Here is a 20,023-nt window from a genome sequence, read left to right as displayed (position 1 = left end):
GCCGGATCGTGCCAGGTCACAGGGGACGTCCAGGGCCGTCAGTGTAGGCGCGCGAGCCGCCGTCCGTAACCGCCCCGGCCCGGTCCGTAACCGCCGGGCCCGCGAAACCGCGGACCCGTCCGGGCGACCGCACGGCGTGGCCGCTTGTGCGCCGGGTCGCGGCGGGATGGCCTGGGGCCGCCGGGCGCCGTCCGCCGTCCCCGCCGGGCGTCGGCCCTCGGCCCACCGCGTGACCCCACCGGGCCACCGCCCCGAGCGTTCCAGGAGACCCCGATGTCCGTGAGCCGCCGACGCCGAACCTCCCGTGCAGCCCTGGCGGCGGGCGTGACCGTGGCACTGTGCACCGCACTCGGCGCGGCGTCGTCCCGCGCCGCCGCTCCGGACGCCACCGACGGCCTCTTCCTGACCGTGTCCGGCGCCGGCGACACCTGGATCCACGGGGTACGGCTCAGCTGCCCGGACACCCGCGGCACCCATCCGCACGGCGCCGCCGCCTGCGACGCGCTGGCCTCGGCCCACGGCGATCTGGACACCCTGCGGGGCGAACCGCACGTCTGCACCCGGGAGTACGACCCGGTGACCGTCACCGCCTCCGGCAGCTGGCGGGGCGCGCCCGTCAACTGGCACCGGGAGTACCCCAACGCCTGCACCATGGACGCCGCCACCGGCCCGCTGTTCCGCTTCTGACGCCCGCCGACGGCGCCGGGTGGCAGCGTCCGGCGCCGTGGCTCAGATCCGCCGCGCCGTCACCACCCCGACCGTGAGCAGTGCCAAGAGCACCCACAGGAACCAAACCCAACCGTTGCCGCCCAACGCCACGGTGTAGGCGGTCGCCGCCACCAACCCGCACACCGTGCACACGGCCATCGTCCTGGCAGATCCGGGCATACCCGCAACCTCCTCACGGCGGCCGTGGGCACAACGCCGCGGGCCGCGGCCAGGAGACCATCGTCCCCGGCCGCGGCCCGTGCCGCCAGATGACCGAACGCGCCGCGGCGACCGCCCCCGGTCCGCCGCGCCCCGCCGGCGCCTCGCTACCGCCCCCGCGCGTTGAGCGAGGCCAGGTAGGCGTTGTACTCCGCCAGGTCCTTGTCCCCGTTGCGGTCCGCGGCCCGGTCGGCGCGCTGCGAGGTGCGCGCCTCGGACTTGTACCACTGGAAGACCAGCGCGATCAGCACCACCACCGACGGGATCTCGCTGAACGCCCAGGCGATCCCGCCGGCCGCCTGCTGGTCGCCCAGCGCGTCGATGCCCAGCGAGGCCGGCGGGTGCAGGAAGGTGTCCACCATCGGCTCGGACGCCATCATCAACGCGATCCCGAAGAACGCGTGGAACGGCATCCCGGCGAACAGCTCCAGCATCCGCATCACGTACCCCGGCCGGTGCGGGCCCGGGTCCACGCCCATGATCGGCCAGAAGAAGACCAGCCCCACCGCCAGGAAGTGCACCATCATCGCGATGTGCCCGGCCCGGGACTGCATCAGGAAGTCGAACAGCGGCGAGAAGTACAGCGCGTAGAGGCTCGCGATGAACAGCGGGATGGTGAACGCCGGGTGCGTGATGAGCCGCATGTACCGGCTGTGCAGCAGTGCCACCAGCAACTCGCGGGGCCCCTTGCGGCCCCGTCCGGCGGTCGACAGGGCGCGCAACGCCAGCGTCACCGGCGCCCCGAGCAGCAGCAGGATCGGCGAGAGCATGCTGACGATCATGTGCTGGACCATGTGGACGCTGAACATCGCCATGCCGTAGTCGTTCAGCTTGGTGCACATCGACAGTGCCACCGTCAGCACGCCCAGCACCCAGGCGACGACCCGGCCCATCGGCCACCCGTCCCCGCGCCGCCGCAGCCGGATCACGGCCCAGCCGTAGAGCGCCAACCCCAGCAGGCAGCCGACGAGAAAGAACGGATCACCACCGAACTCCAGGCCCCGCCCCAGCGTGAACGGCGGCAGATCCATGTTCATGCCGTCCATGCCGTGCCCGCTGTGATGCATCCGCTCGCTCCTGATTCATACCAATGCTCCGGAGGCAAGCGTAGAGGCGCCCCCGGCCGGTGCAGCGGCCGGGGGCGCCCCGAACGGACCCGAACCCCGCGGGTGGGCTACGGACGGATCACAGCACGCACTCGGCCTCGTCGTAGCGCTCGGCGGGCACCGTCTTCAGGCTCGCCACCGCCTCCGCGAGCGGCACCAACGTGATGTCCGTACCGCGCAGCGCGGTCATCATCCCGAACTCCCCGCGGTGCGCGGCCTCCACCGCGTGCCAGCCGAAGCGGGTGGCCAGCACCCGGTCGTACGCGGTCGGCGTCCCGCCGCGCTGGACATGGCCGAGGATGACCGGACGGGCCTCCTTGCCGAGCCGGCTCTCCAGCTCCAGCGACAACTGCCGGGCCACACCGGCGAACCGCTCATGGCCGTACACGTCCGTGCCGCCCAGGTCGAACGACATGGTGCCCTCGCGCGGCTTGGCGCCCTCCGCGACCACCACGATCGCGAACTTCTTTCCGGCCTCGAACCGTTCCGCGACCCGGGCGGTCAGCTCCTCGATGTCGAACGGCCGCTCCGGCACCACGATCGCGTGCGCCCCGGCCGCCATCCCCGAGTGCAGCGCGATCCAGCCGGTGTGCCGCCCCATCACCTCGACGATCATCACCCGCTGGTGCGACTCGGCGGTGGTCTTGAGCCGGTCCAGCGCCTCGGTCGCCACGCCCACCGCGGTGTCGAAGCCGAACGTGACGTCGGTGACGGCGATGTCGTTGTCGATGGTCTTCGGCACGCCGACGATCGGCAGCCCGGCGTCCGACAGCAGTCGGGCCGCCTTCAGCGTGCCCTCACCGCCGATCGGGATGATCGCGTCCAGGCCCAGCTCCGCGACGTGGCCGCGGGCCCGCTCCACGCCGTCCCGCAGGTGGGCGGGCTGTACCCGCGACGAGCCGAGGATGGTCCCGCCGCGTGCCAGGATGCCGCCGACGGCGTCCAGGTCGAGCTTGCGGTAATCGCACTCCAGCAGGCCCTTCCAGCCGTCCTTGAAGCCGATCACCTCATCCCCGTGGTCGGCGGTGGCACGGTGGACGACGGACCGGATGACGGCGTTCAGGCCGGGGCAGTCGCCGCCGGACGTCAGGACACCAATACGCATTGTTCGTAGTAACCCATCGCAACTCAACCGGACGCCCGGACCCCGTCGTCCGGTTGGATTCCGCTCAGCCTACAAGCGCGCGGCGCCCCGGGACACGGGCGCCCGGAGTGCGGACGCCGGCGCACGGAAAACGGCCGGATCCGGGTCAGCTGACCCGGATCCGGCCGTCGTCGTCACCGGACCCGTCAGGCGGTCTGCGTCGCCGCCGCGATCCGCTCCTGGCGCAGCGCCTCGTACCACCGGTCGTCGGCCGGCGGCAGCGCGTTGACGTCCAGCGCCAGCTTGATCAGCAGGTCCGCGACGTGCGGGTTGCGGGCCATCACCGGGCCGTGCATGTACGTCCCGAAGACGGTGTCGTTCCACGCGCCCTCGTAGCCGTCGCCGACACCGTTGCCGTTGCCGAACCGGACCGTGGCGAACGGCCGGGCGGTCTGGCCCAGGTGCGTCACGCCCTGGTGGTTCTCGAATCCGGTCAGCGGCGGCAGCCCCAACTGCGGGTCGATGTCGGCGAGTACGTCACCGACGCACCGCTCGCCCTCGCCGCGGGTGCTCACCACGTCCAGCAGCCCCAGTCCCTGCTGCCGCTCGCCGAGGTCGTTGATGAACTCGTGGCCCAGGATCTGGTAGCCGGCGCACACCGAGAAGACGATCGCGCCGTTGGAGACCGCACGGTCCAGGCCGCCGTCGCGGATCAGCCGCTCGGCCGCCAGCCGCTGCGGCCGGTCCTCGCCGCCGCCGATCAGGTAGATGTCCCCGGAGGTGGGGATCTGCTGGTCGGACCGGACATCGACGCGCTGGACGTCCAGGCCGCGCTGTCGCGCCCGCCGCTCCACCACCAGGACGTTGCCCTGGTCGCCGTAGGTGCTGAGCAGGTCCGGATAGATCCACACCACGCGCAGGCTGTTGTCACTCATGCTCGCTCGTCCTTGTCCGTGTTGTCGGTGGACCGCACTCAGTTGCCCACGCGGCGGCGCAGGTCCTGGAAGGCCGTGTAGTTGGCGATGACCTCGATCCGCCCGGGCGGCGCCATCTGGACCGCCTCGTCGAGGGTCTCGCACACCTCGAAGTCGAGCCCGGCGACCTCCAGGCGCACCGCCAGGTCCAGCTTGCGGTCGCCCAGCACGAAGATCGGGTGCCCGGCCAGCCGGGTGTAGTCCACGTCCCACAGCCAGGAGGTGTCGGTGCCGTCCGCCCCGCGGGCGTTCACCGACATGATCACCGGGGTCGGCGGCCCGTCGATCAGCGAGAAGGTCTCCAGCCAGCCGGCCGGGTTCTTCGCCAGCAGCAGCCGCAGTTCCCGCTCCGCGAAGGTGACCACGTCGTAGCGGCCGGCGACGGCCTGCACCGCGAACATCCGCTCCAGGGCGACCTGCGGCGGCACCCCGAAGGCGGCCGCGACGGCTGCGGAGGTGGTGGCGTTCGCCTTGTTGGCGCGGCCCGGCAGCTGGAGCTTGATCGGCCAGGCGCTGCCGTGCGGGTCGAGGACGTGGTCGCCGGAGAGCGCCCAGCTGGGCGTCGGACGACGGAAACCGCACTCGGCGCAGAACCAGTCGTCGCCCGGCCGCTGCATCACGCCGCCGCACGAGGGGCAGGACCAGGCGTCGTCCTTCCACTCCTGGCCGGCGGCGACCCACACCACGTTCGCGGACGACGAGGCCGCCCAGACGATCAACGGGTCGTCGGCGTTGGCGATGATCAGCGCCTTGGAGCCGGACAGGCCCTCGCGCCAGCGCTCGGCCAGCATCCGGGTCTCGGCGGCCCGGTCGAGCTGGTCCCGGGAGAGGTTCAGTAGCGCTATGGCCTTCGGCGTGACGTCCCGGGCCACCGTGGCCAGGTACTTCTCGTCCACCTCGATGACGCCGTACTTGGCGTCCGAGCCGCCCGCCAGCGCCGAGGTGATGCCCGCGGGCATGTTGGCGCCCAGCGCGTTGGAGACCACCGGGCCACTGGCCCGCAGCGCCTCGGCGATCAGCCGGGTGGTGGTCGTCTTGCCGTTGGTGGCGGACACCAGGATCACGTCCAGGTGCCTGGCCAGCGAGGCCAGCAGGTCGGGGTCGAGCTTGAGCGCCACCTTGCCGCCGATCACCGATCCGCTGCCGCGGCCTGCCGCGCGCGACACCGCTGCCGCGGCCTTGCCGGCCGTCACGGCCAGCTTGGCCCGCGGCGACAGCGGCTCCGTGTTGCCTGCCATCGTCTCAGATCCTCCTTGCATCCGGCGCACTCCTGCCCTGAGGCTGCCGGAAGAGTGCGCCTCCTCCGTGACCATCGACCGTCCGGAGGCTGTCGGTCGGGGTTCAGCCTATCGAGATCCGGCGGCCGGCCCGAACTCCGCCACCTGTGTGACGCTATCCGGAATGCCCGGCCCGTACGCTGGGCCCATGCGCCACCGCACCATCCCCGGCAGTTCCGGCCGCCCCCGTCCACTGCGCCTGTACGGCGATCCCGTCCTCACCCGTCCCTGTGCGGAGGTCACCGTTTTCGACGGTGAGCTGGCCGCGCTGGTCGAGGACATGTACGCGACGATGTACGCCGCGAACGGGGTGGGCCTGGCCGCCAACCAGGTCGGTGTTCCCCTGCGGGTGTTCGTCTACGACTGCCCCGACGACGAGGACCGCCGGCACCTGGGGCACGTCGTCAACCCCCACCTGGTCGAAGCGGACGGGCCGGTGTTCCGCGGGCCCGAGGGCTGTCTGTCGCTGCCCGGTATCGAGGCCGGTACCCCGCGTCACGACCACGCCGTCGTGACCGGGTTCGACCTCACCGGCGCGCCGGTGACGGTGACCGGCACCGGGTTCTTCGCCCGCTGCCTCCAGCACGAGTGCGACCACCTCGGGGGCGGCCTCTACGTCGACCGGCTCACCGGCCTGCGGCGGCGCCGGGCGCTGCGTGCGGTGGCCCGGGCCCCGTGGGCGGCGGCGACGGACGACCGGGCGGCGGCACCGGCCTGACGCCGGCCGCCCGGAACATCAGAATCCGGGGCCGTTGGCGAGGTCCTTGGCGGTGGCCAGCTGGCCCCACAGCAGATCGGTGAGGTGGCGCACCAACTGCTCGCGGGAGCAGGGGCGTTCACGCAGCCACCAGTCGCCGGCCGCGTGCATCATGCCGACGATGCCGTGCCCCCACACCCGGGCCCGTTCCTCACCGTCCGGCCCCAGGTCGAGCCGTTCGGAGATGACCTTCGCCAGTTCCTCGCCGAGTCGGCGCAGCAAGGGAGCGGAGTGCCGGCCGACGTCGAAGCCGGACTCCGAGGCGTTGTCCTCGTCGGCCGGGTGCATGAGGAAGCGGTAGACCTGCGGCCGGGTCTCGATGGCGACGAGGTAGGCGTCGAGGGTGGCCTCGACCCGTTCCCGGCGCAGGGCCTGGGCGTCCAGTGCGGCCCGGAGGTTGGCCAGCAGGGCGTCGGTGTGCCGGACGGCGAGGGCGCGGTAGAGGCCGCCCTTGTCGCCGAAGTGTCGGTAGAGGATCGGCTTGGTGATCCCGGCCTCGGCGGCGATGGCGTTCATCGACGCGCCTGGGCCGTCGCGCAACACGATGCGCTCGGCGGCCTCCAGGAGCTCCCGCCGTCTGCGCTCGGTCGCGGTCTGTTGCCGGTTGCCGCCTGCGGTGCCGGTCTGTGCCGTACCGGTCTGTCCGGTGCTGTCGATGCTGTCCATGGTCGTGCTCCCCACCCTTGTTAATCCGTGGCGCTCGCGCAACGTAACACCCTGACTCGGCGACTCCCGAACTCCGCGGGCCAAATCGGCGCCCGCGAGGAGTTGACATCGATTACCGACGGGTAACACACTTCGGTTACCGCAAGTAACGGCTGGCCGTACGCACCACTGGAGGGGACATGGCCGAGTTCACCATGGAACTCAACGACGAGCAGAAGGAAGTCCGTGACTGGATTCACGGCTTCGCCGCGGACGTCATGCGCCCCGCCGCCGCCGAGTGGGACGAGCGCGAGGAGACCCCCTGGCCGGTGATCCAGGAGGCCGCCAAGATCGGCCTGTACTCCCTCGACTTCTACGCCCAGCAGTTCTTCGACCCCACCGGCCTCGGCATTCCGATGGCGATGGAGGAACTGTTCTGGGGCGACGCCGGCATCGCGCTGTCCATCGTGGGCACCGGCCTCGCGGCCGTCGGCGTCCTGGCCAACGGCACCGAGGAGCAGATCGGCACCTGGATCCCGCAGATGTACGGCGACGCCGACGACGTCAAGGTCGCCGCCTTCTGCTCCTCCGAGCCGGACGCCGGCTCCGACGTCGCCTCGATGCGCACCCGGGCCGTCTACGACGAGGCCAAGGACGAGTGGGTGCTCAACGGCACCAAGACCTGGGCCACCAACGGCGGCATCGCCAACGTCCACGTCGTCGTCGCCGTCGTCGACCCGGATCTGGGTTCCAAGGGGCACGCCTCGTTCATCGTCCCGCCGAACACCCCCGGCCTCTCCCAGGGCCAGAAGTTCAAGAAGCACGGCATCCGGGCCTCGCACACCGCCGAGGTCGTGCTGGAGGAGGTCCGGATCCCCGGTCACTGCCTGCTCGGCGGCAAGGAGAAGCTCGACGAGCGACTGGCCCGCGCCCGCGAGAGGGCCAAGGGCGGTGAGCGCGTGAAGAACGCCGCGATGGCCACCTTCGAGGCGTCCCGCCCGGCCGTCGGCGCGATGGCCGTCGGCACCGCCCGCGCGGCGTACGAGGAGGCCCTGGAGTACGCCAAGACCCGCGAGCAGTTCGGCCGCCCGATCATCGACAACCAGGGCGTGGCCTTCCAGCTGGCCGACATGCGGACCCAGATCGACGCCGCCCGCCTCCTGGTCTGGCGGGCCTCCTGGATGGCCACCACGGGCAAGAAGTTCGAGAGCGCCGAGGGCTCGATGTCCAAGCTCTTCGCCAGCGAGACCGCCAAGAAGGTCACCGCCCAGGCGGTCCAGATCCTCGGCGGCAACGGCTTCACCCGCGAATACCCGGTCGAGCGGATGCACCGCGACGCCGCGATCTACACCATCTTCGAGGGCACCAGCGAAATCCAGCGACTGGTCATCGCCCGGACGCTGTCGGGAATGCCGATCCGTTAGGCAGTCGATCCGTTAGGCATCGGAGCAGTGCGACACGCGTAGATCGCTCTCATGTTGTAGGCCCCGTCCCAGTTGGGACGGGGCCTGTGCCCACCCGGAGCTCACACCACGACTGCGTCCTCCCGCGGAAACACCGCCGGACACCGCCGGCAAATCAACGACCGTTCCCACGCCGCCCGCGCATCCTCGGCAGCCGACGCCCGCTGCGACAACCAGAAGCCCAACCCGATGCCGCCCGGCACCAGCACAATCCCCGCGGCCACCGAGCCCGACACCAGAGCCACCACACCCACGACGCCGACACCCACCGGCAGCAGCCACTGCATCGCACACTCCGGCGGTGGTGCGTGCTTTCCCTTCGCCTCCGCATCCTGCGGCAACGAACGCCAATACTCCGCCAGGTGCAACACCTGACTCGATTCCTTGCACCGCGGACACGCAAACGCCATAAGCCCCCCTCAGGCCAGAAAGCGAAAGCCTTCCATGGGCAGACGACGATCGGCAGGGTGCGAAGTCGCCAACAGTCGCCAACTAGGGGCGCATGGAAGCGAGTTACCCCGCCACGGGAGGGCGAGGTAACTCGTCGTCGACGGTCATACGAACTGCGACCAGAAGGCATCGTGAGGAAGTCTCTCCCGCGTCCGAGGGCGAGCCGGCTGAAATCGGCGACACGCGCTGACGGGGAGCCGGAGGTGAGGAGGCGCCGGCCTCTCTTCCCCCAGACTCCCCGCGTGATCGAGGTACTCGGCAGGGCTACCTGGCGCGAATCTTGAACGGCAACGTCTGGTAGGACAACGACGTGTCGCCGGAACCCACCGACACACCCGCTTCGACGTTGGCCACGGGAGCGTCTCCCGCGACCGCCAGACGCATCCGGTAGACGGCGGTGGCGCCGGGTACCAGCGGTGTCTTGGCGGTCGGGAGCAGTTCGGCGCTCATGCCCGGGTCGCAGCCGCCGGGCACCAACGACACGCGCTGCCACCCGTGGCCGGGCACGTACTGCTGTAGCACCAGGTCCTTGGGGGCCACGGCACGGGCGCCGCTCTGACCGTAGGCGGAGTACCCGGCGTTGAGCGCCGGATAGGCCCGCTTGGTGGTGTTCTTGACCGTGAGCTCGAACTCCTTCGCCGCACCGCCACGAACCAGGCCGGCGCCACGCGGCCAGCCCGTGACCGTGGAGGTGGGCCGGTCGACGACGGTGCTACGCGTAGGCGCGCGGTAGGTGTGCCCCTGGCCGTCGTTGACCGAAGCGGCCACGGCCAGCCGACCGGGACGGTCGATGGCCTGGACCCGGAGAGCCACCGTGGCGGGGCGGCCGGGACTCGCCGTCACCGAGACGGGGAAGGAGAACCTCCCCTTGTTCGGGTTTTCGGTGCCGGCCGATTCGACATCCAGGTCGACCCAGCGGTGGCTCTTCTCGTCGTACCGCTGCATCAGGAGGGAAGCGGCGATGAAGCCCTGCGTGGTGACGTCCAGGCGGACGGTGCCCTTGGAGACCGGGGTGCGCAGGGTGACGTTCGAGGACGACCAGAGGCCGATCGGCGCCTCCGGGGCGAGGCTGTAGGACAGCATCTGCGCCGCATTTCCGGTGACGGCCATGGCCGTGGCCGGGGCCGATTCCGTCGCCGCCGCGGCGTTCGTCCGCGGTGCCGCAGCCGTGCGCGCCGTCGCAGCGGCACCGCAGTTCAGCATGGGCCGTGCCCCCGCAGTCGCCGTTACGGGGACCGCCTGCCCAGGTGCCGCCGCCCCGATCACCAGGGTCAGTCCGGCGAGCACCGCCGCCGCAGAGCCGGCGGTCGTCCTCCGCGCTCCCACGGACCGTTGTGCCATACGTGACATATTGCCCCCACTTCGTACCGGACACACCGATGTGCATCTCTGCGAATGAGGAGTCGACTTTCCCGTACCGGGTTCCTGCATGCCCCTGAAATGGCGCGTTTTTACAGGAAAGCTACGGTCCCGGAGCAGGTCGGAAAACGAAAGGCTGCCAGAGGACGGCAATAGCCGACAGAACGCGAAGTCACCAACTGGGCGCGCACAGAAGCAAAGGGCTTACGCAGGACTTCCCCGCAACCCTATGTGCGCCAACACGCCCCAATGGTCACCGCGACCAAAACTCGCCGCACCACCTCCACGATCAACGGGGAGCCTCCCCTGCGACAACAGCCATCAACAGCCACCAACAGGTTCCCCGAGGACTGGTGGTGGACGCTCATCGTGATCGAGCTGCTCGCCGCCGGCCTCATCACCGGAATCCATGCGGCGGGCATCGGCGCGGCTGCGAACGCCGGCGTCATCTACTACTTCCTCGCGGCGTCAAGAGTGCCCGGCGGCATGCGCGTCGCGCCGCGCGGTCGAGTGGGATCGGGCCCGACCGTTCCTCCTGGTCAGCGCCGCTCATTGGACTTTCTGCTGAGGGAATTCAGCGTCCCTGGTGGGGAAAGCGCATTGCGTACAAGGGGGTTGGTGGATTGGATCGCCAAGATCGAGGTCAAGGCGGCGGGCTGCTCCCTGGTTTGGAGAAGGGGGGAGGTGGCGGAGACCGGGGCCGCGGTCATCGAGATCACCGCTGACCCGCCCCCGTCACGGCGACACACGACCCGCACGGCTTCCGGTTCGGAAACCGGTACAGAAGGAAGCGAATGACATCCATGCTCGACGGCTGCACGCCCTGGCCCGAGGAGTTCGTCGACCGCTACTGGGCGGCCGGGCACTGGCGTGGCAACACACTGGACAACCTGTTGCGCGGCTGGGCCCTGGAGTACGGACCGCGGACCGCGCTCGTGCACGGCGGCACCCGCCTCACCTACGCGAACCTGAACCGGCGCGTGGACCGCACGGCCGCCGGATTCCGGCTGCGCGGCCTGAGGCCCGGGCAACGGGTCGTCGTCCAACTACCGAACGTTCCCGAGTTCGTCATCACCGTGTTCGCGCTGATGCGCGTCGGCGCGGTCCCCGTGTTCTGCCCGGTCTCGCACCGCGAGTCCGTGGTGTCCCACCTCGTACAGGTCACCGAGGCCGTCGGCTACGTCGGCCCCTCGACCTACCAGGGCTTCGACCACACCGCGATGGCCGCGGACATCGCGGCTCAAGGGCCCTTCCTGCGGCGGGTGTTCACCCTTGAGGCGCCGGACGCCTCGTCCCCGTACGGCGGCCTTTCGACCGACCCCTCGGGCTGCCACTACTTCCCGCTGGGCTCCATCGACGCCCCGCCCGCACCGGCGCGGGCGCAGAGCGCCGACCAGGTGGCGTTCTTCCTGCTCTCCGGCGGTACCACCGCGGCGCCCAGGCTCGTTCCGCGCACCCACAACGACTACGCCTACCAGGCGCGGGCCGCCGCCGAGCTGGTGTCGCTCACCGAGAACGACGTGTATCTCGCCGCGCTGCCCGCCGGGTCCAACTTCACCTTCGGCTGCCCCGGCATCGTCGGCACCCTCTCCGTCGGCGGCACCGTCGTCCTGGTCGAGAACCCGGGACCCGCCGCATGCCTCCCGGTCGTCGGACGAGAGCGGGTCACCATCGCGTCGGTGGCGCCCGCCGACGCCGAGCTCTGGCTCGACGTACTTCCCACGGTCCAGGCCGACTTGAGCAGTCTGCGCCTCGTGCAGATCGGTGGCGCGCCCTTGCCCCGGGCGACCGCCGAACGGATGGGCCCCGCAGGGGACTGTCGCCTCCAGCAGGTCTTCGGCACGGCTGAGGGGCCGCTCACTTTCACCCGGCCCGCCGATCCGGACGAGACCGCGCTCACCACGCAGGGCCGCCCGCTCTCGCCCGACGACGAGATCCGCATCGTCGACGCCGACGGCAAGGACGTGCCCGACGGGCAGCCCGGCGAACTCCTCGCCCGCGGTCCGTACACCCTGCGCGGCTACTACCGGGCACCCGACCACAACGCACGCACCTTCACCGCCGACGGCTACTTCCGGACCGGCGACCTCGCGCGGCGCACCCCGGACGGCAACCTGGTGGTGACCGGCCGACTCAAGGACGTCCCGCAGCGGGCTGACCACGGAGACCCATCTCGCCCGTGACGGGCAGGGCGGCGCGCCGCGGGACAGACCGAGCGCGAGCCGTCAACGACTCCGGCGGGAGTTGAGCCGGGCGGCCTGGCGCGTCAGGTGGTCGCGCTCGGCGAGGTTGGGTGCCTTCTGGGCCGCCTCGGCGTAGAGCCGTGCCGCCGTCGCCAGGTCGCCGTCGCGCTCGTGGAGGTACGCGGCCACCGCGGCGTGGCGCGGGAGGGAGGCGTCCAGTGTCGTGAGCGCCGCCAGGCCGGCGCACGGTCCGTCGGCCTCGCCTACGGCCACCGCGCGGTTGAGCCGGACGACCGGGCTGTCGGTCAGGCGCGCGAGCTCGTCGTACCACTCGACGATCTGCACCCAGTCGGTCTCCTCGGCGGTGGGCGCGTCGGCATGGAGCGCCGCGATGGCGGCCTGGGCCTGGAACTCGCCCAGCCGGTCGCGGGCGAGGGCCGCCTGAAGGAGCTCCACGCCCTCGGCGATCAACCCGGTGTCCCACCGGCCGCGGTCCTGCTCGGCGAGAGGTACCAGGCTGCCGTCGGGCGAGGTCCGGGCGGCGCGCCGGGCGTGGTGGAGCAGCATGAGGGCGAGCAGCCCCGCCACCTCGGGGTGGTCGACCTGGGCCGCGAGCTGCCGGGTGAGCCGGATGGCCTCGGCGGCGAGGTCGACGTCGCCGGAGTAGCCCTCGTTGAAGACCAGGTAGAGGACGCGCAGCACGGTGGCGACGTCGCCGGGCTGGTCGAACCGCACACTAGAGACGGTGCACTTGGCCCGGCTGATGCGCTGCGCCATGGTCGCCTCGGGCACCAGGTAGGCCAGGGCGATCTGGCGGGTGGTCAGTCCGCCGACGGCGCGCAGTGTGAGCGCGACCGCGGACGCCGGCGTCAGCGACGGGTGGGCGCACAGGAAGTAGAGCTGGAGCGTGTCGTCCACCGCGGGCGCGGGCCCGGGCGCCGGCTCCTCGTCGACGAGGTCCTCACGCCGGCGGCGGGCGGTGTCCGCCCGGGTCGCGTCGAGGAACTTGCGCCAGGCCACGGTGACCAGCCAGCCCTTCGGGTCCCGGACGGGGTCTCCGCTGCTCGAACGGAGCCGAGAGCTCGGGGAAGGGGCGGCCGGCCAGACGCGGACGGCCTCGACCAGCGCGTCCTGCACGGCGTCCTCGGCCGCCGCGAAGTCGGCTCCGCGGCGGACGAGGATGGCGAGCACGCTCGGTGTGAGGCTCCGCAGCAGGGCTGTGTCCATCTGAGCGGACCTCTGAGCGGACCTCTGAGTGGACATCCGAGTCACTGCGAGGTCACTCGGTGATGGTGGGCGGCGCGGCCAGGAACGGGCGCACTTCGAGCCACTCGTGGATCGGCCTGCCGCCCGCCCCAGGGGCGGCCGACAGCTCCCCGGCCAGTTCGACGGCACGCTCGTAGCTGTCGACGTCGATCACCATCCAGCCGGCGATGAGGTCCTTGGTCTCGGCGAACGGGCCGTCGGTGACCGGCGGGCGCCCCTCACCGTCGTACCGGACGAACGTCCCCTCGGGGGCGAGCGCCTGGCCGTCGACGAACTCGCCGGTCTTTTCGAGCCGGCCTGCGAAGTCCTGCATGTACTTCACGTGCGCCGTGATCTCCTCCGGCGTCCACTGGTCCATCGGCACGTTGTTGACCGGAGCCGGGGCGCCGCGGTAGTGCTTGAGCAGCAAGTACTTGGCCATGGTGATTCTCCTCGGGGCTGGTGCGGCCCATTGTGGTCGCGTTCACCACGGGGACGGAGCCAGCCACGGGTTCTCGACATCGCCGTCCGATTTATTTTCGGGCTCTTTATGGATCAGCCTGGATGAGCCGTCTCGCGGTGTCCGGGTCCACGGCGCGCCGCGAGGGACGTTGGAACGCGGTCGGGAAGCACGTCGAGACCGCGCTCGCCATCAAGCAGCGCGGGTCGGGGCTGAAGCCCATCGGCGTGGACGCGCACATCTGGCGCCCGCGCAGACCCTCACCTCGATGTGGCGATCACCGGCCGGTGGCACTGGCCGTGGCAGGATGCCCGCGCACCGACCGCCGCGGCACCCCATCGAACGGGCTGCGGAGACCGCCCCGCACCTCAGGCGGTGTCTGGGGTGGAACGAACGAGGAACCACCATGATCAGTGGATCGCACGTCATCCTCTACAGCCAGGACGCGGAGGCCGACCGCGCCTTCATCCGCGACGTGCTCGGCTTTCCCGGCGTCGACGCGGGCGGGGGCTGGCTGATCTTCAAACTGCCCCCGGCCGAGGTCGCCGTACACCCCACCGACGACGCACCACGGCACGAGTTCTACCTGATGTGCGACGACCTCCGCGCCCAGCTGGATCAGCTCCGCGCGCAAGGCGTCGAGGTCACCCGCCCGGTCAGCGAGCAGCGCTGGGGCCTCCTGACCGCCGTCCGCCTCCCCAGCGGCGCCGAACTCCCCCTCTACCAGCCGCTCCACCCGGTCGCCCACAGTCTGTGACGACGGACGTGTGGACGCTCTCCGTAGCGGGAGGCGGGGGACGGGAGACCGGAAACCGGCGGTGGACGAGGCATTCGAGGCCACCGAGTGGGGAACCGATGGATCCGATACGGGCCGGTCATCCCCGATCGGTCCGGCCGCTGCGTTCACGAGGAGTACCGCCATGCCCAAGATCCTGCTCATCGCCGGCGACGCCACTGAGGATCTGGAGTTCTTCTACCCGTACCAGCGGCTGCTGGAGGAGGGTTACGAGCTTCGGATCGCCGCCCCGTCCCGCAAGAAGTTGCAGTTCGTCGTACATGACTTCGTCGACGATTTCGACACCTACGTCGAGCGCCAGGGTCACTCCTGGCCAGCCGATCTCGCGTTGTCCGAGGTCGACCCGGCGGAGTACGCGGCCCTCGTTCTCCCCGGCGGCCGGGCGCCCGAATACCTCCGGCACGACGCCGACTTCCGGCGCGTCGTGACGCACTTCTTCGACACGGACAAGCCGGTCGCGCACATCTGCCACGCGGCCATCGCGCTGGCCCCGCTCGGCGTGCTGAAGGGCCGCCGGACCTCCGCCTACCCCGCTTGTGCGCCGGAGGTGGAACTGGGCGGTGGCGTTTTCGTGGACGGCCCGGCGGTGGTGGACGGCAAGGTCGTCTCGGCCCGCGCCTGGAACGACCAGCCGGAGTGGATGCGGGCGTTCGTGGAGATCCTGCGGGAGCACGCACCGGCGGGAAAGCCCGCACAGGGCTGAGCGCTGCGCGGCTGGCTGCCGACCGTAGCCGGCGGACGTCGCATTGTGGTGATGTGGCCATGTGGTCATGTGGCGATGCCGGCGGTAACTCGGTAGGGCGTCGGGTGCGCACAATGTCGGGCACGCAAGCAGGGGGCTGACCTGCCGATTTATAGATCCCCAGGGAAAAGAATGGGTTCCCTGTTATGGGGCAATGGGGGTGACGAATTCCGTGAGGGAATGCGGGGATTCGGCCGAGAGGGTGCGGAGTCGAACCTCCGAGCGGGTGAAACGTGGACTGATGGCCTGGGATCGGTGGCATGAATTCCACGTCCTAGCGACCCCATCGATATATCGGAGCCACCATGCGCATGCGCACTGCTCTCACCGCCGCAATCCTGTGTTCGGGCGCCTTCCTCGGGCCCGTCGGCACCGCCGTCGCCGATGAGCACACGGGAGACGTGATGAGCGTCGGCAACCAGGTCATGCAAGACGTGAACACCGACGATTCACTTGCCTGGGTCTTCGGCGATGACGGCTCAGAGCACGGTAAGCAAGGCAAGGAAAGCAAGGAAGGCAAGGAAGGTAAGGAGGGCAAGGAGGGCAAGGAGGGCAAGGCAGGTAAGGAAGGCAAGGAAGGCAAGGAGGCCAACAAGGATGGCTCGGAGGGCCGTCCGGACCAGGACTAGTAAAGCCCTTACGGCCCTGCCCCTGCTTCAGCGTTGGCGCTGAAGCAGGGGCAGGTCCTTTTCCCGCCCAACTCATGCCGCACATGCCGGCGCGGCAGGGCGATCCGGGATTCTCACTTCAGGGCCGGAGCAGGGACGCGGCAGACGGCGGCGATTTCCGCGGTGCCCCAGTAGAAGGGCCGAATTTCGGCGAGTACGCCGTCCCTGATGGTGAGCCTTTGGAGAATGAGGAAGGCGAGTTCTCGACCGTTGGCGCGAGGGTGTGGGCGTGAGCGTGGTGAGGATGACCGCGGTCGGGCCGGTGGCGAGGAACTCCTGCGTCACCATGGTGAACGACTTCCGCGTCCGGCTCGTCGCGAGGAAGAACCGTTCCCCGCCCGTGCGCCCGCGCCACGTGTCGCCGTAGGGCAGTGCGTCGGCCTGGTGGCCGGGGGCGGGCCGGGTTGCGGAGGAGAGCGGCAAGTCCGGTGATGCGCCGGGGTGTTGGTCCGGCAGGCCGGAGGGCGGGGCTGGGGGTGTGCCCCGGCCCCGCCCTCCGGTGTGGCGTCAGTCCCGGCCGTCGCGCGGGGCGAAGTGCAGCAGTCGGTCGGCCTCCCGCTGGGTCTCCTGCGCGGCGCGGCGGCTCTCGGCGACCACATCGCCGTGTTTCGACACGAGGCTCTCGTAGATCGGTGAACCGCTCGCCGGGGCGGGCGCGGGGGCTGGCAGGGGGGCGGGCATGGGTTACTCCTGAAAATCGATCGGGCGGACGGCGGCAGCCGGGCACGGTGCACGCCGCCGGCGCCCGACTACCCAATCACGCCGAGCCCACTCCTTGCCGCCTATGTGATCAGTTACACGTCCGGATGGTGAGACGTGATGCCTGAGGGGCGGTCATGACTCCCGGGCCACCGGGCCGTCCGTCACTGGTTCCGCGTTGCGCCGGGTCTTCGCCCAGCCGTTGCGGCCCCGCGGCATCCGCACGAAGCCCCGGGCCGGCACCACGAACAGGTGATGGGCGTACAGCCACAGCGCAAGGCCCCGCAGACGGCCGCCAGTCGGGACGCCTCCGGCGCGTGGTTCGCGACGGTAGACCGGACCTCACAGCAGGAACGGGCCGATGGCCAGCAGGCGACGCTGCGGGGCGGCAGGGCGGACGCGGTGACTCCAGGGGACGGGACCGGTGGGTACGTCCGCCAAGGCCGCCGTCGTCCGTTGCCGCGACGGATGGCGCTCGGTTGCCCGAGGGTTGCTTTCCGGACCCGGCCTGCAAGAGAGGACCTGGGGCCACCGCGGTGCGGGACTCGGCGGTCCGCAGCGGTCCATAGCGGTCCACGGCGATCCACGGCGATCCGTGGGGCCGCCCGTCCGCGTCGTACAGCGGCGCCGTCTCGCGTCGGATGATCCGGCCGTCGGTGAGTGGGAACTCGGCGGCGCGGGGCACCCGGCGCGCGGTGAGGGCGGTGGTGCGTGTGGCGGTCGGGTCCGGGCGCACCGCGAACCGGCCGGCCACTTCCTCGACGACCGAGCCCAGGGGTGCGCCGGGGGAGTGGTCCACCGCGTCGAGCCCGAACATCTCGATGAAGCGGCGGTTGACGGTGACCATGTGCGCGTCCCGACCTTGCGCGATCGCCGCCCGTGGCAGGGCCTCCAGAACGGCCTGTAGTCGGCCGCGCGCACGGTCCACCCGCTCAGGTACGCGTGCGAGGGGCGGGTCCCGGGGAACTCGGAGGCCCGGCGGCCCGCCGCGCCGCGGGACTGCCCGCGTACCAGGGCGCCGCTACGCGGGTTTTCTCGTCCTGACCGGCACGTCTTGTTCAGGCCGTCCCCTGAACGCCTCTTGACGCGTTGAACGTCTCGCTCTACGTTCTCCTTCCATAAAGCAAAACATTAATTCCATGATGCGGAATTAAGCCTCCCGGCCTCTTCGGCCGGACTTGCCCGTGACAGGTCGACGCAGGAGTACTCGATGCCTCGAATGACAGCCGCCCGCGCTGCGGTGGAGATCCTCAAGCGCGAGGGCGTGACCAACGCCTTCGGAGTGCCGGGCGCGGCGATCAACCCCTTCTACGCGGCGCTCAAGGCCGGTGGCGGGATCGACCACACGCTGGCGCGCCATGTCGAGGGCGCCTCGCATATGGCCGAGGGCTACACCCGGACCCACCCGGGCAACATCGGCGTCTGCATCGGCACGTCGGGCCCGGCCGGCACCGACATGATCACCGGTCTCTACTCCGCGACCGGTGACTCCATCCCGATCCTCTGCATCACCGGCCAGGCGCCCGTCGCGGTGATCCAGAAGGAGGACTTCCAGGCCGTCGACATCGCCGCGATCGCCAAGCCGGTCGCCAAGGCCGCGACCACGGTCATGGAGGCCGCCCAGGTCCCCGGCGTCTTCCAGCAGGCGTTCCACCTGATGCGCTCCGGCCGTCCCGGCCCGGTCCTGATCGACCTGCCGATCGACGTCCAGCTCACCGAGATCGACTTCGACCCGGACACGTACGAGCCGCTGCCCGCCTTCAAGCCGGCCGCGACCCGCGCCCAGATCGAGAAGGCGATCACCCTCCTCAACGAGTCCGAGCGCCCGCTGATCGTCGCCGGCGGCGGCGTCATCAACGCCGACGCGTCCGACCTGCTGGTCGAGTTCGCCGAGCTGACCGGCATCCCGGTCATCCCGACCCTGATGGGCTGGGGCATCGTCCCCGACGACCACGAGCTGAACGCCGGCATGGTCGGCCTGCAGACCTCGCACCGCTACGGCAACGCGAACTTCCTGGAGTCCGACTTCGTCCTCGGTATCGGCAACCGCTGGGCCAACCGCCACACCGGCAAGCTGGACCTGTACACCAAGGGCCGCAAGTTCGTCCACGTCGACATCGAGCCGACCCAGCTCGGCAAGATCTTCGCCCCGGACTACGGCATCGCCTCGGACGCCAAGGCCGCCCTGGAGCTGTTCGTCGAGGTGGCGAAGGAGCTCAAGGCCGCCGGCAAGCTGCCCGACCGCGGCGACTGGGCCGCCTCCACCCAGGAGCGCAAGGCCCAGCTCCAGCGCCGTACGCACTTCGACAACATCCCGATGAAGCCGCAGCGCGTCTACGAGGAGATGAACAAGGCGTTCGGCCCGGAGACCCGCTACGTCACCACCATCGGCCTCTCCCAGATCGCCGGCGCGCAGATGCTGCACGTCTACAAGCCGCGCCACTGGATCAACTGCGGCCAGGCGGGCCCGCTGGGCTGGACCATCCCGGCCGCGCTGGGCGTCGCCAAGGCCGACCCGGAGACTCCGGTCGTCGCGCTGTCCGGTGACTACGACTTCCAGTTCATGATCGAGGAGCTGGCGGTCGGCGCCCAGCACCGGATCCCCTACGTCCACGTCCTGGTGAACAACGCGTACCTGGGCCTGATCCGCCAGGCGCAGCGCAACCTCGACATCAACTTCCAGGTCAACCTGGAGTTCGAGAACATCAACTCGCCGGAGCTGGGCGTCTACGGTGTCGACCACGTCAAGGTCGTCGAGGGCCTGGGCTGCAAGGCGATCCGGGTCACCGACCCCAGCGAGCTGGGCGCCGCCTTCGAGGAGGCCAAGAAGCTGGCCGCCGAGTACCGCGTCCCGGTCGTCGTCGAGGCGATCCTGGAGCGGATCACCAACATCTCGATGAGCGGCAGCGACATCGCCAGCGTCAATGAGTGGGAAGAGATCGCGACCGAGCCGGGCCACGCCCCCACCGCGATCAAGCCGCTCAAGGTCTGACGGGCGAGGTCGGTTTCCGGACCCGATCCGGACGATGTGCCGGGTGCGGCTTGACGGTCGCGCCCGGCGCCCCTCAGCATCTCGTAAAGCAGAAATAGAAATCCGCTATCCGGAAGGAGCGCCGGGCCCTATGGGTTTCACGGACACGCGCTTCAACGTCAATCTGTCGATCCTGTTCACCGAGCTTCCGTTGTTG

20 protein-coding genes are annotated in these 20,023 nt (G+C 70.5%); 9 read left to right on the top strand and 11 right to left on the bottom strand.

Going from position 1 to position 20,023, the window contains the following annotated elements; all coding sequences use genetic code 11:
* Nucleotides 1-273 precede the first annotated feature (273 nt).
* The gene (locus ACFVT2_RS36490; RefSeq protein ID WP_390025171.1) at nt 274-687 is read left to right on the top strand and encodes an SSI family serine proteinase inhibitor; all 414 of its coding nucleotides are present in this window, start codon (nt 274-276) and stop codon (nt 685-687) included.
* A gap of 42 nt (nt 688-729) precedes the next feature.
* Here ACFVT2_RS36490 and ACFVT2_RS36485 read toward each other — a convergent pair whose 3' ends face one another.
* The 5 genes from ACFVT2_RS36485 to ACFVT2_RS36465 form a co-directional block, all read right to left on the bottom strand.
* Nucleotides 730-888: a hypothetical protein gene (locus ACFVT2_RS36485; RefSeq protein ID WP_390025169.1), complete on the bottom strand. Its 159-nt coding sequence runs from the start codon at nt 886-888 to the stop codon at nt 730-732.
* Nucleotides 889-1,034: 146 nt separating this feature from the next.
* Nucleotides 1,035-1,994, bottom strand: coding sequence for a cytochrome c oxidase assembly protein (locus ACFVT2_RS36480; RefSeq protein ID WP_390025167.1), 960 nt, complete (start codon nt 1,992-1,994; stop codon nt 1,035-1,037).
* Between the two features lie 118 nt (nt 1,995-2,112).
* Entirely contained in the window at nt 2,113-3,138 is a 1,026-nt protein-coding gene (locus ACFVT2_RS36475) for a 6-phosphofructokinase (protein WP_390025166.1), read from the bottom strand.
* Nucleotides 3,139-3,323: 185 nt separating this feature from the next.
* Nucleotides 3,324-4,052 carry a type 1 glutamine amidotransferase gene (locus ACFVT2_RS36470; protein ID WP_390025164.1) on the bottom strand — a complete coding sequence of 243 codons (729 nt, stop codon included), beginning with the start codon at nt 4,050-4,052 and terminating at the stop codon, nt 3,324-3,326.
* A gap of 38 nt (nt 4,053-4,090) precedes the next feature.
* Nucleotides 4,091-5,329 (bottom strand): MurT ligase domain-containing protein, encoded by a 1,239-nt coding sequence (locus ACFVT2_RS36465; RefSeq protein ID WP_390025162.1) that lies wholly within the window; start codon nt 5,327-5,329, stop codon nt 4,091-4,093.
* A gap of 187 nt (nt 5,330-5,516) precedes the next feature.
* On the opposite strand from ACFVT2_RS36465, the gene def reads away from it, so the two are divergent.
* On the top strand, nt 5,517-6,086 hold the full coding sequence (gene def, locus ACFVT2_RS36460) for a peptide deformylase (protein ID WP_390025160.1): 570 nt from the start codon (nt 5,517-5,519) through the stop codon (nt 6,084-6,086).
* 18 nt (nt 6,087-6,104) lie between these two features.
* On the opposite strand, the gene ACFVT2_RS36455 is transcribed toward def, so the two are convergent.
* Entirely contained in the window at nt 6,105-6,791 is a 687-nt protein-coding gene (locus ACFVT2_RS36455) for a TetR family transcriptional regulator (protein ID WP_390025158.1), read from the bottom strand.
* A gap of 179 nt (nt 6,792-6,970) precedes the next feature.
* Here ACFVT2_RS36455 and ACFVT2_RS36450 point away from each other — a divergent pair, with 179 nt between their 5' ends.
* A complete protein-coding gene (locus ACFVT2_RS36450; protein ID WP_390025156.1) occupies nt 6,971-8,194 on the top strand; it encodes an acyl-CoA dehydrogenase family protein in 1,224 nt (407 codons plus the stop codon).
* A gap of 101 nt (nt 8,195-8,295) precedes the next feature.
* Here ACFVT2_RS36450 and ACFVT2_RS36445 read toward each other — a convergent pair whose 3' ends face one another.
* Both ACFVT2_RS36445 and ACFVT2_RS36440 read right to left on the bottom strand, forming a co-directional pair.
* Nucleotides 8,296-8,604: a hypothetical protein gene (locus ACFVT2_RS36445; RefSeq protein WP_390025152.1), complete on the bottom strand. Its 309-nt coding sequence runs from the start codon at nt 8,602-8,604 to the stop codon at nt 8,296-8,298.
* 343 nt (nt 8,605-8,947) lie between these two features.
* Complete coding sequence (locus ACFVT2_RS36440; RefSeq protein ID WP_390025151.1) at nt 8,948-10,024, bottom strand: hypothetical protein; 1,077 nt, start codon at nt 10,022-10,024, stop codon at nt 8,948-8,950.
* Nucleotides 10,025-10,291: 267 nt separating this feature from the next.
* Between ACFVT2_RS36440 and ACFVT2_RS36435 the strand changes: the two genes are divergently transcribed.
* Nucleotides 10,292-10,840: a hypothetical protein gene (locus ACFVT2_RS36435; RefSeq protein ID WP_390025149.1), complete on the top strand. Its 549-nt coding sequence runs from the start codon at nt 10,292-10,294 to the stop codon at nt 10,838-10,840.
* A complete protein-coding gene (locus ACFVT2_RS36430; protein ID WP_390025147.1) occupies nt 10,837-12,225 on the top strand; it encodes a (2,3-dihydroxybenzoyl)adenylate synthase in 1,389 nt (462 codons plus the stop codon). Before ACFVT2_RS36435 ends, ACFVT2_RS36430 begins: the two co-directional genes overlap by 4 nt.
* Nucleotides 12,226-12,267: 42 nt before the next feature.
* On the opposite strand, the gene ACFVT2_RS36425 is transcribed toward ACFVT2_RS36430, so the two are convergent.
* Nucleotides 12,268-13,452 (bottom strand): RNA polymerase sigma factor, encoded by a 1,185-nt coding sequence (locus tag ACFVT2_RS36425; RefSeq protein ID WP_390025146.1) that lies wholly within the window; start codon nt 13,450-13,452, stop codon nt 12,268-12,270.
* A gap of 52 nt (nt 13,453-13,504) precedes the next feature.
* Complete coding sequence (locus tag ACFVT2_RS36420) at nt 13,505-13,912, bottom strand: YciI family protein (RefSeq protein WP_390025144.1); 408 nt, start codon at nt 13,910-13,912, stop codon at nt 13,505-13,507.
* Nucleotides 13,913-14,336: 424 nt separating this feature from the next.
* Here ACFVT2_RS36420 and ACFVT2_RS36415 point away from each other — a divergent pair, with 424 nt between their 5' ends.
* The 3 genes from ACFVT2_RS36415 to ACFVT2_RS36405 all read left to right on the top strand — a co-directional run bounded on the left by ACFVT2_RS36415 (nt 14,337) and on the right by ACFVT2_RS36405 (nt 16,097).
* Complete coding sequence (locus tag ACFVT2_RS36415) at nt 14,337-14,687, top strand: VOC family protein (RefSeq protein ID WP_390025142.1); 351 nt, start codon at nt 14,337-14,339, stop codon at nt 14,685-14,687.
* 163 nt (nt 14,688-14,850) lie between these two features.
* Nucleotides 14,851-15,429, top strand: a complete 579-nt coding sequence (locus ACFVT2_RS36410; protein WP_390025140.1) for a DJ-1/PfpI family protein — start codon at nt 14,851-14,853, stop codon at nt 15,427-15,429.
* Nucleotides 15,430-15,773: 344 nt separating this feature from the next.
* Nucleotides 15,774-16,097, top strand: a complete 324-nt coding sequence (locus ACFVT2_RS36405) for a hypothetical protein (protein WP_390025139.1) — start codon at nt 15,774-15,776, stop codon at nt 16,095-16,097.
* Between the two features lie 546 nt (nt 16,098-16,643).
* Here the strand turns inward: ACFVT2_RS36405 and ACFVT2_RS36400 are convergent.
* Nucleotides 16,644-16,817 (bottom strand): hypothetical protein, encoded by a 174-nt coding sequence (locus ACFVT2_RS36400; protein WP_390025137.1) that lies wholly within the window; start codon nt 16,815-16,817, stop codon nt 16,644-16,646.
* A gap of 1,228 nt (nt 16,818-18,045) precedes the next feature.
* Between ACFVT2_RS36400 and gcl the strand changes: the two genes are divergently transcribed.
* Nucleotides 18,046-19,827, top strand: a complete 1,782-nt coding sequence (gcl, locus tag ACFVT2_RS36395; RefSeq protein ID WP_390025135.1) for a glyoxylate carboligase — start codon at nt 18,046-18,048, stop codon at nt 19,825-19,827.
* Nucleotides 19,828-20,023: the final 196 nt, after the last annotated feature.

The organism is Streptomyces sp. NPDC058000, assembly GCF_042886435.1.
Taxonomy (GTDB): Bacteria; Actinomycetota; Actinomycetes; order Streptomycetales; family Streptomycetaceae; genus Streptomyces.
Note: the sequence above shows the minus strand (reverse complement) of the source record. Positions and strands in the feature narration are given on the sequence as shown.

Coding starts and splice junctions, on each gene's coding strand:
- ACFVT2_RS36405 (WP_390025139.1), top strand. CDS start 15,774: ATGCGCATGCGCACTGCTCTCACCGCCGCAATCCTGTGTTCGGGCGCC.
- ACFVT2_RS36465 (WP_390025162.1), bottom strand. CDS start 5,329: ATGGCAGGCAACACGGAGCCGCTGTCGCCGCGGGCCAAGCTGGCCGTG.
- ACFVT2_RS36400 (WP_390025137.1), bottom strand. CDS start 16,817: ATGCCCGCCCCCCTGCCAGCCCCCGCGCCCGCCCCGGCGAGCGGTTCA.
- ACFVT2_RS36450 (WP_390025156.1), top strand. CDS start 6,971: ATGGCCGAGTTCACCATGGAACTCAACGACGAGCAGAAGGAAGTCCGT.
- ACFVT2_RS36470 (WP_390025164.1), bottom strand. CDS start 4,052: ATGAGTGACAACAGCCTGCGCGTGGTGTGGATCTATCCGGACCTGCTC.
- ACFVT2_RS36485 (WP_390025169.1), bottom strand. CDS start 888: ATGCCCGGATCTGCCAGGACGATGGCCGTGTGCACGGTGTGCGGGTTG.
- def (WP_390025160.1), top strand. CDS start 5,517: ATGCGCCACCGCACCATCCCCGGCAGTTCCGGCCGCCCCCGTCCACTG.
- ACFVT2_RS36490 (WP_390025171.1), top strand. CDS start 274: ATGTCCGTGAGCCGCCGACGCCGAACCTCCCGTGCAGCCCTGGCGGCG.
- ACFVT2_RS36435 (WP_390025149.1), top strand. CDS start 10,292: ATGGTCACCGCGACCAAAACTCGCCGCACCACCTCCACGATCAACGGG.
- ACFVT2_RS36420 (WP_390025144.1), bottom strand. CDS start 13,912: ATGGCCAAGTACTTGCTGCTCAAGCACTACCGCGGCGCCCCGGCTCCG.
- ACFVT2_RS36480 (WP_390025167.1), bottom strand. CDS start 1,994: ATGCATCACAGCGGGCACGGCATGGACGGCATGAACATGGATCTGCCG.
- ACFVT2_RS36440 (WP_390025151.1), bottom strand. CDS start 10,024: ATGGCACAACGGTCCGTGGGAGCGCGGAGGACGACCGCCGGCTCTGCG.
- ACFVT2_RS36410 (WP_390025140.1), top strand. CDS start 14,851: ATGCCCAAGATCCTGCTCATCGCCGGCGACGCCACTGAGGATCTGGAG.
- ACFVT2_RS36430 (WP_390025147.1), top strand. CDS start 10,837: ATGACATCCATGCTCGACGGCTGCACGCCCTGGCCCGAGGAGTTCGTC.
- ACFVT2_RS36455 (WP_390025158.1), bottom strand. CDS start 6,791: ATGGACAGCATCGACAGCACCGGACAGACCGGTACGGCACAGACCGGC.
- ACFVT2_RS36415 (WP_390025142.1), top strand. CDS start 14,337: ATGATCAGTGGATCGCACGTCATCCTCTACAGCCAGGACGCGGAGGCC.
- gcl (WP_390025135.1), top strand. CDS start 18,046: ATGCCTCGAATGACAGCCGCCCGCGCTGCGGTGGAGATCCTCAAGCGC.
- ACFVT2_RS36425 (WP_390025146.1), bottom strand. CDS start 13,452: ATGGACACAGCCCTGCTGCGGAGCCTCACACCGAGCGTGCTCGCCATC.
- ACFVT2_RS36475 (WP_390025166.1), bottom strand. CDS start 3,138: ATGCGTATTGGTGTCCTGACGTCCGGCGGCGACTGCCCCGGCCTGAAC.